Source organism: Actinopolymorpha sp. B17G11 (assembly GCF_040196095.1).
GTDB lineage: Bacteria > Actinomycetota > Actinomycetes > Propionibacteriales > Actinopolymorphaceae > Thermasporomyces.
The window spans coordinates 13,070-24,894 of record NZ_JBEFTW010000003.1; the positions used below are offsets into that span (position 1 = coordinate 13,070).

Below are 11,825 nucleotides of genomic sequence, written 5' to 3' on the forward strand. Positions count from 1 at the left end.
AACTGCGCAGCCTCCTCTGCGGAAGGCGGCCGTGGATCCGGATGTGGCAGCGCCGGCGGCTCGGCCTGTCTCGCCGGGTTCACCGCGATCCAACGCCACCGAACCGCACGATTCAATGCCCCGCTGAGGATCCAGTGGATCTGTCGGATGCTCGAGTCAGAAGTCCTCGGCACTTGTGCCGCCGACACGCTCGCGCACACGCGCGGCATGTCTTCGGAGCCGGCGGCCGGCAAGCAGATCCTTCATGCTCGTCGCACTCGTGTGGCGCCGACGTGCGGTGCTCGACGAACCGACGCCCCGCACAGTGCTCCCGGCACCGGCGAAGGTCCGCATAGAAGGACTCCAGGATCTCGGCGTCGAGTCGCCCGACCTGCAGGCCGCCCAGAACCGGGCGAATGTGCTTGCCGATCTTCCGCTCGTATCCCTGCCGGGTGCTGGGCTCTACATCGACAACCTCGAGCCATCGGTCGATCAGCTGGCTAATCGTCGCCGTCGTCCGCGGGTTGCGCCGCTCGTCCACTTGGTTGAGCAATCGAGTGCGTGCTCGCTGAGCCTGCGCCACGTGTCGACGGTCTCCGTGAGATACATCCGCCGCTTCGTGACCGGGTCCACGCCCGAGTACACCCTGACGCGGAAGCGGCGCGACGGCAGCTCGGTGATCGACCCTCGGGTACGTCCGCCTCGACTGCGCGCCTTCGGCATGCGACGCATGCTACGCCAACTCGCACCACGAATGATGTCACGCGATCGAGCTCTAGGTCGCCGGGTAAGGCGTCTGCCCACGTCAGAAGGGGTAGGGCGGGCGGGACTCGAACCCGCGACCCAGGGATTATGAGTCCCCTGCTCTAACCGGCTGAGCTACCGCCCCTCCACACAGCGGGCGCCGGTGCCGCTCCGCTGCCGCGAGAAGAGCCTAGCCACCAGCCGCGCCGGGACCGTCGAGAGGTGCGGCGTGAGACCCGAACACCCACGGCCGGACCGGCGATCACGGCGAGGGCGGCCGGGATGACCGCCTGTATCCTTCCCGGACGCAGTGCAGCCGGTCCATCCGTGCCTGTGTACGTACCAAGATCTTCTCCCAACCTCACGCATGTGCGACCGTGTGACCCCCGTTCGGCTCGGAGTCGGATTTCGGAGGTATCGGCATGCCCTCCGCAGCAGCTGTGCGAATCCTGTACGTACGCCACGGTGAGAACCTGGCCAACACCCTCCACCAGTTGTCGCACAAGGTTGTCGACCATCCGCTCACCGACCACGGGCGCGACCAGGCCGAACAGCTCGCACGTCGCCTCGCCGACCAGAGCTGGCTTTATGACGCCGAGATCGTCAGCTCCCCGTCGCGGCGCGCCCAGGAGACGGCTCAGGTGATCGCCGCCAAGCTCGACCTCAGCATCGGCACGGACGAACGCCTGCGCGAGATCGATGTCGGCGCTCTCGACGGCCGCAGCGACCAGGAGGCGTGGGACGTGTACGCCGAGGTGCATCGTCGTTGGGCGGCAGGCGAATGGTCCCGCCGGTTCCCCGACGGCGAGAACCTCCGCAACCTCGCCAACCGGCTCCGCGCGGCGCTCCTGGGAGCGGCGACGACGGTCGGGCAGCGACCAGCGACCCAGGGAGGCCGTGACACGCCGGTCGTGTTGGTGGTGGGCCACGGTGGCGGGTTCCGGGCGGCGCTTCCGTACCTCGTCAAGAATGTCGCGGACGCCTATCCCCATGACGACATGGCCAACTGTGCCGTGACGTACCTCCGGGCGATACCCGCATCCCGGCCGTCGGTGATCCATCTGGAGGAATGGGGTGTTCCGTGTGCGGAGCTCCATCGGCTCCGGGTCCCGGACTGACCCGATCCACTCCCCCTGGACGACAGCGGCGGGTGGCTACTTGGTCGCCTTGCCGACGGTGATGTCGAACTCGCGGTAGACCCTCGCCCAGAAGCCGTCCCGCAGCCAGACCCTGGCCTCGGGATAGGGGCGCAGGGAATGGCCGAGTTCCTTCTCCGCCTCGATGAGCAGTTCGGTGTCGATCACGGTCGGCAGGATCGGCCCTGGCAGCAGGTCGCGGATGTTGTCGCGGCCGCGGGTGAGGATCCACTTCTGCGCGACGTGTTCGCCGACCTCTTCCACGGTGTTCGGATTGGGGCCGAGCTTGGAGAGCGTGGCGCCGAGTGAGTGCGTACGCACCGACTTCGCGGCCGGCGCTCGGGCGGCGAACACCTCGGCCGGCGTCGGCGCCGCGCTCGGCTGGGTGGCGTGGTGGGGCAGCGGGTGCGCCTGGCGGAAGTACGGCCGGAGCAGGTCGGCGGACAGCACCTGCACGGTGTCGGACTCCCAGACCAGTCGTTCGGCCTGGTTGCTGCCGTAGGACGGTTCCACTCCCCAGAGGTGGATCCGGACGCCGTACGCCTGGGCTGCCTCGACCGCCGACACGAGGTCCTCGTCCCCGGCGAGCAGCACAGCGTCGGTGACGGCACCGTGCCGGGCGAGTGCGTCGAGGTCGCTGCGGATCTGGGCGTCGACGCCCTTCTGCTGACCCTGCTTGTTGAGATTGCCGAGGCGTACCTTCACCATCGGCAGGGCTGCGATCACTCGCTGGTCGACGGTGGGTACGCGATCATGGGCGGCGTCGTACCAGTAGACGCGGAGAAGTTCGCCGGGCAGCCCTTCGGCGCCGTGCTTCTGCAGCACCTGGATCAGTTCGTCGGCGGCGACCCGGTATTCACGGCGTTCCCGCGCGCCGAAGAGGACCTCGCCGGCCGCGGCGTAGAGATAGCCGACGTCGACCAGGATGGCGTACTTCATCGCGAAGGCCGAGGTGGCGAGATCTGGGATTCCCACAACTGCCTCCCTCGACCCCGGGTACGGCCGTGCCCGCTCCGCCGCCCTTGACAGGTTGGCGTCGCTTCCCCGCGAGACTACACGTCGGACCTTCGTGGTCGGCAGCGGTTGCAGAGGCCGTTCACGGAACGCGCTGGATGCGCTTGGTGGGAAGGCTTGAGCTCGAACGTTGCCTGTGGCCGCCTGGAACGATCGTCGCCACGGTCGTCACGGCGGCTCTCACGGGCGTACGGGGCTTGGCGATGCAGTGAACCAGCCGACCGTCTGACGCAAGGACTTGCCGGTCGGGGGAAGGCCCGTCCATCCGCAACGGGTCCCGCCATGCCTCGCACAGAAGCCGCACGGGTCCATGTGGATCAATATGTGGGGAGCGGTTTCCATGTGGCCGAGGGAAGTCAGACGACGCTGCACGTACGGGCCGAGGATCAAGCCCTGTGGCGTCGCGCTCAGACCTACGCGCGGGAACGGCGTATCCCTATGGCCGGGCTGGTGATGCTCGCACTCCAGGAGTACCTGACCCGGCATGACACGGACGAATAGGAACGGCCCCCGCCAGGTCTGAGCGGGGGCCGTTCGATTTGTGCTGTTGCCTACTCCATCGTGGCGCAGATGATGTACGGCTGCACGTTGCCGGTACCGCTCACCACGACGGTCCAGCCACCAGCCGCCCAGCGTCCGGCCGGGTCGGTCTCGGTGGGCTCGGACACCTGGTGGACGTCGCCCGGCATCGACGCGTTGAGCACGACGGTGCCGGTGGTGTTCGCGCCGCCCCCGATGGCGACCTCATCGCCGCTGCTGCACTTCGACGTGATCGTGACTCGACCTTCGGCGTCGGTGACGTCCTTGGCGTCGGCCGACCGGCCGACAATCTCGTAGTTGGACACGCCGTCCGCACCGTCGGCACCGGCCGGACCCTGCTCGCCAGCCGGACCAGCCTCGCCGGTGTCGCCCTTCTCGCCCTTCAACTGCTCTACCGTGTCCGGGGCGAAATCCTGCATCAGGATCCTCCCGTCGCGGATCTCGCTCGACCCGACCGCGGCCTCTCCGATGTCATGCTGCCGGATCGCGTTGTCGCGAATCTCGCTGGACCCGACCCCACCCGGACCGATGTCTCTCGACTGGATGGTCTGGTCGGCGATGTCTCCAGACGTAATGGTGCCCGCCGCGACGGCTGCTCCACCTGCGAGCAGCGCTCCCCCCGCGACCAGGGCGAGCGCGGCGCCGCCGACGCCGAGGCCTCTGGCCACCTGACGAATGTTCTTCACGTGTTTCCCTCCAGTTGGGGACGGCTTGCCCGCCTTCCCGTGCATGGGAAAATCCTCACGGGCACGGCGGGTTGCATGACAGTTGTGTGACAGTGTTCGTCTCCCGGTAACAAAGCGTTGGCCCGGCGGACGGAAGGCGGGAGGTCCGCGGCCAGGGGTGTGCAGTGCCCAGACCCTCGGCGGGCCGGTGACGGTGACGGTCGGCACCGGGCTCATGAGGCGTCCCTCAAGGAGGACGCCCGAAAGGGAAGGTCCCTCGCTGGGCTACAGATTGTGGCGACGGAGAGGGACCTCTAGAGAGTCTCGACCGGGGTATGACCCCAGGTCAGAAGTGCTCCCGCGACTGGACTCGAACCAGTAACCTGCCGGTTAACAGCCGGACGCTCTGCCAATTGAGCTACGCGGGATCGCAACGCCGACGACTGCCGGCCCCGCATAGGTTAGCAGCCCTGCTTCGCCCCACCGCGCCGCCGGGCACCCCGTCGGCACAGGCCAATGGGAGGGCGTTTCGAGGCCCTGTCGTCAGCGCGATATGGCGCCGTACTCGCGCAGGATCTTGACGACCTCCGGAGCGCTGGAGAAGGCACGGACCACGTCGTCGTCGGTGACGATCTGGTGGGCGTTGGCATCGATGTAGTTCCGCAGAAGCCGGTCAAATGTGGCAGATCCGACCGTACGCCGCGCCTCGTGCAGCATCGCGCCGCCCTGCCGGTAGACCCCCGCGCCGTAGTAGTCCGGCTGACCCAGTGCGGCGTACCACCGCATCGTCTCGCCGACCCGGTTCCGCACCCGCGGCGGCACCACGAACCGCGTCTCGGCTCCGGCGGTGCCGTTGGCCAGGACCTCCGCATATTCGGCGAACGCCTCGTCCAGCCACGGGTCCCGCGCCTGGTTGTTGCCCACCAGGCCGTAGAACCACATGTGGGCGACCTCGTGCGGAACGAGCTGCGGGTACGTGCGCGGATTCACGTTCCCGAACTGGATTGCCCCGGGGAACTCGATGCCGGTCGGGATGTCGGGCGCGATCGTCACCCACAGATCGTCGTACGGAAATGGCCCGAGGTGGCCGGACAGCTCCGCGACAGCCGCCGCGGTCAGGTCGGCCCACTCCTGCGGTGTCGCCCGGGTCTTCACCTCGGCCGGTGCGCCCACGTGGATGCGTACGCCGTCCACCTCCCGCTCGGCGAGGGTCAACTGCCCGACGGTGACCGTGACGTCACGGACAGCCTCGGCGGTGAAGCGGTGAACGACACTCCCCGCCCTGGCCGCGGGCATGGTGTCGACGAGCTCGCCTGTGCCGAGGACGTCGTCCCCCTTCGGTGCCACGACGTCGAGCGTCTCGAGCTGGAACTGCTCGCTCGTCACCGTCTCACCGAAAAGGTCCACGGCGGGATCGGTCGCCCAGCCACGGCCGCGTTCCCAGGCGAGCAGCGGGTACGCAGTTGCCAGCCAGGCGGTGCCGTCCTCCGACGAGTAGCCCACCCGTTCGGGACCGTCGGCGCCGAGGGTGAGCGTGAAGGCGAGCTCGACGTTGACTGACCGGCCGGCCGCGACACAGCCCTTGACCGGCACCCTGATCAACGTGCCCGGCACACCGCGAGGCGCGCCGGCGGGCTGGACACGCGGCTCGACGATGCGGCCGTTGACCGCGACCGCGGTGACCTCGAGTCGGTTGCCCGACCGAGCTGTTTCGGGCTTGTTGGGCCAGGCGCGGAAGATCACCTCACAGGTACGCCGGTCAGGGGTGAAGGTCACGGCCTCCGTACCGCGGACGACCTGACGGTTCTTCGCGACGTCGAAGCACAGCCGGACGACCGGCCGATCCTTCCACGGCCGGGCCCGTGCCGTGCTGTCGCGCGCGCGGTTCGCCCGCGCGGGTCCCGCCGCCGAGATCACCTTGGAGTTGCCGCCGCCTCCGCCTCCGGTCGGACATGCCGACGGACCTTGGGGCCCGGGCGCCTGCGTTGGTGCGGGAGTGCCGAGTGGAGGGTCCGATGCCCGCGGGCCGAGCCGGTCCGACGACGCGGATCCGCTGGGCGTCGGGGTGGCCTGGTCGGCGTCGAGCAGTCCGCCGATGGCGCTCGGCGCACACGCGGTGACCCCAGCGACGAGCACACCGGCCGCGAGCAGGCGTCGTACGGTCGTCGCGGTCCGGCTCACGGCTCGACCTCGGCACGGACGCGGTCCAGCGCCCGCTCGGCGGCTGCCAGGATCTCCGGGTCCGCCGGATCGAGCCCCTCGTCGAACGCGAGTGCCCACACCATCCCCCCTGTGCCTGGCTCCCCTGCTGTGCCTGGCTGCCCGGCTGCACCCGGCAGCTCCGTAGCCGGCTCTCCTGCCATACCCAGATCCGCGAGCTTGGCTGGCGGACGGCGGGCGATCACCCGGACACCGAGCGGACCGCGCAGGCTGACCCGCTGATCGACGACGACGCTGGCGGTGATCCGTTCGCGGATCAGCGAGAGCAGGCGGGAGTCGGGCTCGGCGAAGCTGACGGTCCAGACCGGCAGACGCTCCCCGAGCGGCGCCGTTCCGGTGACCCGGAGGACTTCGGTGTCACGGTCCCATTCGGCGTGTTCGACCTGCTCCCAAGGAATTCGGTCGTATGCCCCTTCTGCCGTGGGAAGGAACAGCGTGCGGTCGGTGCCGACAACCCAACGCTCGGCGGCGTCACGGGATGTCGCGAGCACCCGCTCACCGCGCTCCAGCTGCAGGGAATCGGTCACGTCGCGAGGAAGACCAGGCCGGCGGCGCACCCGCTCACGGTACTGGCACTCCCCCACGGTCCCGGACGCGCGGTTGGGTCAGCGGTTGGGTCAGGCGAGATACTCCTTCAGACCGGGGGCCCAGCCACCACCGCGGAGCTTGGCGAGGGTCTTCGCCTCGATCTGGCGTACCCGCTCACGGGTCACGCCGAAGCGGCGGCCGACCTCCTCCAGCGTGTGCACCTGCCCGTCGGTGAGGCCGTAGCGCATCTGTACGACGTAGCGCTCCCGCTCGCCGAGCTGGGCGAGCGCCCGGTCGATGTGTTCGCGCATAAGAGACGACGCCGCCGCCTCCAACGGGGCGACGGCGTCGAGGTCCTCGATCAGGTCTCCGAGCTCGGATGCTTCCATCTCACCGATCGGCGTATGGAGCGAGACGGGTTCCCGGGCCAGTCGGAGGAGCTCACTGGTGCGATCGGGATCGAGCGCGACCGCCTCGGCGACCTCCTCGATGAGCGGATCCCGGCCGAGCTGTTGGAAGAGCGTGCGCTGCGCCCGCAGGATCCGGTTGATCGCGTCGACCACGTGCACGGGTACGCGGATCGCGCGCGACTGGTCGGCGATGGCCCGGGATATCGCTTGCCTGATCCACCAGGTGGCGTAGGTCGAGAACTTGTAGCCCCGGGTGTAGTCGAACTTCTCCACCGCCCGGATCAGACCGAGGTTGCCCTCCTGGATCAGGTCGAGCAACGGCAGCCCTCGACCCGTACACCGCTTGGCGACGGACACCACCAGCCGAAGGTTCGCCTCGATCAGGTGTCGCTTGGCCTCACAGCCGAGCCGGACCAGCGCCTGCAGTTCGGCTGGGGTGGCGTCAACGGTGCCGCCCTCGACGAGGCTACGTTCGGCGAACAGGCCCGCTTCGATGGAGCGTGACAGCTCCACCTCCTGCGCAGCCGTGAGCAGGCGTACCCGTCCGATCTCTCGGAGGTACTGGCGAACCAGATCGGGGGTGCGTTCGGCGAGTTCGTCGAGCGCCGGAAGCTCCTCGACACCGGTATTGACCTCCGTCGGTGCCGCTCCCGACGAGGGAGCCGCATCCGAAGTTCCCGGTGGTGCGGAGACTTCTGGGGGTGGGGTGTCGGCTCTGTGAGCCACTGACTTGAGCGCGAAGACCGGCACGGCGCAACTCCTCCCAGAGGAAGACCAGCGTGATCAGTCTGCCCGGCTGATGAGCATTACGTTGGGCGTTTGCGGATAATCGCGCAGCAATGACCAACCCCGGCCCCGCGCAGCTGTCGCGACGAGGGGCCGAGCAACCTCGACCTCGGCCGGCCCTCCGGTCAGGAGAGGTCGACCTTCGCCGTCGCCACCCACGAGCCCGCGAGCGGGCCTACCGCCACGTGACCTGCTCGTACGCCGTCGACCCAGGCCGACTTGTCGAACCACACCTCGACCTCATCGGTCGGGACGACCTCGGCGGTGTCGACGACGTCGCCTGCGGCATTGAACGTGTGGCCGACATAGGTCCGTCCGCGCAACAGCCGTGCGTACCTCAGCCCCTTGTAGTTGACCTCGGCGATCGGTCCGCGCACCATCGCACTGTCCGGGCCTTCGGCCACCCAGCTTCCGGCGAGCGGACCTGACGCCATCCGGTAGAAGATGCCCCGGTGCGCGATCCGCATCCGCCGAATCGTGGTGCCGGTGCTCCCGACCCGGACCGTCTCGTTGTCGCGGGCGAGCACGGCACCTGACTGCAGGTCGAACGTGTAGCCGACCAGGGCGTCGGCCCGGAACTCGACGACCCGCTGCTCCGCCAGGATCGGCGGCGGAGCGTCGTCGCGCAGGGTGTCGGCCATGCGGACGAACTCCGGCTTCCCGGTCATCAGCCACAGGAACACGAACTGGCTGATGTGCAGGGTGTGATAGCTGCCCGACGCGGGAGTCGCATGCGGTACGCAGTAGAGCGAGGGACGGTCGGGGACGCGGATGATGGGAAGGTAGCGCCGCATCGTCGTGATCGACCCGTCGTATAACCCCAGCGCGAGGGGCTCCTTGCTCACGCGGTAGTAGTCCCAGAGCCCGACGATCGCCGACATGTGGCCGTTGAAGACATGGTCGGACTTCGCCGGGGTCGCCTGGTACGGATACTCGACCAGCCAGAGCAGGCCGTACTTGTCGACCCTCGAGACCCACGGCTCGGTGGCGCTCGGCGGGTTGAGGAAGCTCGCGAAGGTCCGGTCGGCGGCCTCCCGCCACTGGTCGTCGTCGGTCACCGCGGCGAGGCGGCTGAAGAAGCTGAGCGCCTTGCCCTGCGCAAGACCGCTGTACCACGGCGCCCGCATCGTCTCCGCGGGGTTGCCGTGGACCCGGAAATCGAAGGTGTACGCATAGAACCACGCACCGCGCGACTCCACCCGGTGCTCGACGAGGTGCCGCGCCTGCACCAGTGCCCGGTCGAGGTAGAACTCGTCGCCGGTGAGCCGATACGACTCGAGGTTGGCGATCCCGTCACCCGCCTGGAAGTTGGGGTGGTCGTAGAACTCGCCCGCCACCTCGTGCATGCGTACGCCGTCGGCGTCACGCGGCAGGTCGTCGTCCTTCGCCACCTCGCTCCTGGGAACGTAGGGGACGGCCGCACCACTCAGGTCATGGAAGGCGAACCCGTCCCGCTGGTAGGTGAAGGGATCCTCCGCCGGCGACACCGGCCCTCCCGGCGGTGCCGACCCGTCGTCATGGCGGGCGATCCCGGCCGCGACGTCACCGGTCGGTGCGATCGCGAGGTCCCGGGTGCCGTTGTTCGTCGGCGGTGCGGGCTTGACCGGCTCCGGCGTGACCCTCGGCTGCGCGGCGGCGGGGGCTCCGTGCTCGCGCACCTCAGGCTCCGCGGCGGTCGGAATACAGGCCGCGGTGCCGACGAGGCACACGAGCGCACCGACCAGCACCATCCGACGCCGCATGAGCCCCCCAGCAGCTGCGGCCCCGGCGTACGACGGGGCTCGGCCGATCCCCACCTGTCGCCACCGACGACACGCATCGGAGGGCAGATGAGGATTCCCTCATGCGGAGGATAGTTGTGGACCGTCGGCGCTGGCGCGGCGCCTCGGCGCGGACCAGACCCTAGGTGACCGTCTAGGCCCTGTCTCCCAAATCCCGCCTGACTCGCGTCACCCCGCATCCCGGCTGGCTGCGTTCTCGTCGATCGGCGCACAAACCCAGTGCGCCTTCCTCCTCCGCCTTGCCAACCGGGCGCGGATGCGCCGCTCGCTTGACCGGCGCCATTTGGGAGACACGCCCTAGTCGAGGCGGACGTTCGCGAGTGCTACCCAGGTGCCGGCGAGCGGGCCCGCCGTGACGTGCGCCGCTGGCGCACCGTCGACCCAGGCCGTCCGGTCGATGCGGACGTCGGCGTCCTTCGCAGGGCTCGCCCGCTCGGTCGTCACGACGTTGCCCGTCCGGTCGTACCGCGTGCCGACGTACTCCCGGCCGCCCTCGAAACGCGCCCGCCGCTCGCCCCGGTACGCCAGCTCGGCGACGGGACCGCGGAGGGTCGTACGGTCCGGATCCTCGCGTACCCACCGGTCGTAGAGGGGACCGGACGCGACCCGGTAGTAGATGCCGCCCGGCTGGTCGGCGCTCCCCTTCATCCGCATCCGGCGGACCGTGGTGCCCGTCTCGGGCGTACGCAGGCTCACCCGCTCCTCGTCCAGGATCCGCCCGGTGGCGATGTCGACGTCGTAGCCGACGTGCTCGCCGGCCCTGAACTCGATGGTGCGGGACGAGGCGAGGATCGGGTACGGGTTGTCGTCGCGCAGCCGCTCGGCGAACTGGATGAACCGCGGCTCCCGCGTCATCAACCACAGCTGCGCGAACTGGTCGACGTGCAGCTGGTGATAGCCGTTGGATGCCTCCGCGCGGTGCGTGAGGCAGTACGTCGACCGCCAGTGCGGTACGCGCAGGTCGTCGACGTGTCGCCGGAGGGTCGTGATCGCGCCGTCGTACAACGCGAGTGCGGCGGGATTCCTCGTCAATCGTTCGTACTCCCACAGCCCGAAGATCCCTGACAGGTGACCGTTGAAGATCCGGTCGGAGTCGGCGAGGGTGGCGCCCCGGGGATGCTGGACGAGCCACACGAGCTGGTGGGAGTCGACGGCGACCACCCACGGCTTCTCACCACCACCGCGTGGGGCGCGTGCGGGATCCGGCGGGAGGAGGAAGCTCGCGAACGTCCGGTCCGCGGCCACGCGCCACCTCGCCTCACCGGTGACCTTCGCCAGCCGGGAGAACAGACTGAGTGCCTTGCCCTGCGACAGACCGCTGTACCACGGCGCCACAGCCATGTCGTCGGGATCGCCGTGCAGAGGAAAGTCGAAGGTGTACGGATAGAACCACGCGCCGCGCGACTCCACCCGCCGGTCGATCAGCCGGCTCCCCTGGGCCTTCGCCCGGTGGAGAAAGAAGCCCTCGCCGGTCAACCGGTGCGACTCGAGGTTCTCCAGGCCGAAGTTCGCCTGGTAGTTCGGATGGTCGTAGAGCGTGTTGTCGACCTCGATCATGCGGACGCCGTGGTCGTCGTGCGGTTCAGGGTCTCGCCTCGGAGCCGTGACGTTCGGACCGCGCGGGAGCTGCCCCGGCGCGAGGTCGTGGAACTCGTACCCGTCCCGGTGGAACGAGAACGGCAGCCCAGGCAGAGTGACGGGTCGCCCCGGTGGAGCGGACCCGTCGTCCTGGTTCCGCAGGCGGGTGTCTACGTCCGCCGACGGTGCGCGCGCGCCGGCGGGTTCGGGAGTCCGCGGCCCCGTACACGAGACCAGGAAGGAGAAACTGGCGAGTGTGCCCAGCGTCGCGCGAGTGAACGCGGCGCGGGTCAGGCCGGTGGCTGCCCCCGCGCCGCCGGGCTCGGTGGCGCACGGCAAATGACCACGCTGAGCAGGGCTGCGGTAGCCGGGACGGGTGTCGACACCCGTCCCGGCTACCGACTGCCCGCTCAGCGTGGTCATTTGCAGGCGATCGGCGGCTGG

At 69.2% G+C, this 11,825-nt stretch carries 10 protein-coding genes and 2 tRNA genes; 2 read left to right on the forward strand and 10 right to left on the reverse strand.

The genetic code is table 11. The features are described 5' to 3' along the window. Window positions 1-112: 112 nt before the first annotated feature. On the reverse strand, window positions 113-562 hold the full coding sequence (locus ABN028_RS35265) for a tyrosine-type recombinase/integrase (RefSeq protein ID WP_502879164.1): 450 nt from the start codon (window positions 560-562) through the stop codon (window positions 113-115). A gap of 232 nt (window positions 563-794) precedes the next feature. After that, window positions 795-868: transfer RNA gene (locus tag ABN028_RS04340), tRNA-Ile, on the reverse strand. Window positions 869-1,145: 277 nt separating this feature from the next. Between ABN028_RS04340 and ABN028_RS04345 the strand changes: the two genes are divergently transcribed. Beyond that, window positions 1,146-1,841, forward strand: coding sequence for a histidine phosphatase family protein (locus tag ABN028_RS04345; protein WP_349327706.1), 696 nt, complete (start codon window positions 1,146-1,148; stop codon window positions 1,839-1,841). Between the two features lie 36 nt (window positions 1,842-1,877). On the opposite strand, the gene ABN028_RS04350 is transcribed toward ABN028_RS04345, so the two are convergent. Beyond that, complete coding sequence (locus tag ABN028_RS04350) at window positions 1,878-2,834, reverse strand: NYN domain-containing protein (RefSeq protein ID WP_349327705.1); 957 nt, start codon at window positions 2,832-2,834, stop codon at window positions 1,878-1,880. Between the two features lie 381 nt (window positions 2,835-3,215). On the opposite strand from ABN028_RS04350, the gene ABN028_RS04355 reads away from it, so the two are divergent. Further along, window positions 3,216-3,374, forward strand: a complete 159-nt coding sequence (locus tag ABN028_RS04355) for a hypothetical protein (protein ID WP_349327704.1) — start codon at window positions 3,216-3,218, stop codon at window positions 3,372-3,374. A 50-nt stretch (window positions 3,375-3,424) separates the two neighbouring features. Here the strand turns inward: ABN028_RS04355 and ABN028_RS04360 are convergent, their stop codons facing one another. The 7 genes from ABN028_RS04360 to ABN028_RS04390 all read right to left on the reverse strand — a co-directional run bounded on the left by ABN028_RS04360 (window position 3,425) and on the right by ABN028_RS04390 (window position 11,804). Further along, complete coding sequence (locus ABN028_RS04360; RefSeq protein WP_349695703.1) at window positions 3,425-4,099, reverse strand: hypothetical protein; 675 nt, start codon at window positions 4,097-4,099, stop codon at window positions 3,425-3,427. A gap of 334 nt (window positions 4,100-4,433) precedes the next feature. Then, a tRNA-Asn gene (locus ABN028_RS04365) sits at window positions 4,434-4,506 on the reverse strand. Window positions 4,507-4,621: 115 nt separating this feature from the next. Beyond that, window positions 4,622-6,259, reverse strand: a complete 1,638-nt coding sequence (locus ABN028_RS04370) for a M1 family aminopeptidase (RefSeq protein ID WP_349695704.1) — start codon at window positions 6,257-6,259, stop codon at window positions 4,622-4,624. Next, entirely contained in the window at window positions 6,256-6,825 is a 570-nt protein-coding gene (locus ABN028_RS04375) for a hypothetical protein (protein ID WP_349327701.1), read from the reverse strand. Before ABN028_RS04375 ends, ABN028_RS04370 begins: the two co-directional genes overlap by 4 nt. Window positions 6,826-6,915: 90 nt before the next feature. Then, window positions 6,916-7,986, reverse strand: coding sequence for an RNA polymerase sigma factor (locus tag ABN028_RS04380; protein ID WP_349695705.1), 1,071 nt, complete (start codon window positions 7,984-7,986; stop codon window positions 6,916-6,918). A gap of 161 nt (window positions 7,987-8,147) precedes the next feature. Continuing rightward, a complete protein-coding gene (locus tag ABN028_RS04385) occupies window positions 8,148-9,764 on the reverse strand; it encodes a D-glucuronyl C5-epimerase family protein (protein WP_349695706.1) in 1,617 nt (538 codons plus the stop codon). A gap of 336 nt (window positions 9,765-10,100) precedes the next feature. Beyond that, window positions 10,101-11,804: a D-glucuronyl C5-epimerase family protein gene (locus ABN028_RS04390; protein ID WP_349695707.1), complete on the reverse strand. Its 1,704-nt coding sequence runs from the start codon at window positions 11,802-11,804 to the stop codon at window positions 10,101-10,103. Window positions 11,805-11,825 lie beyond the last annotated feature (21 nt).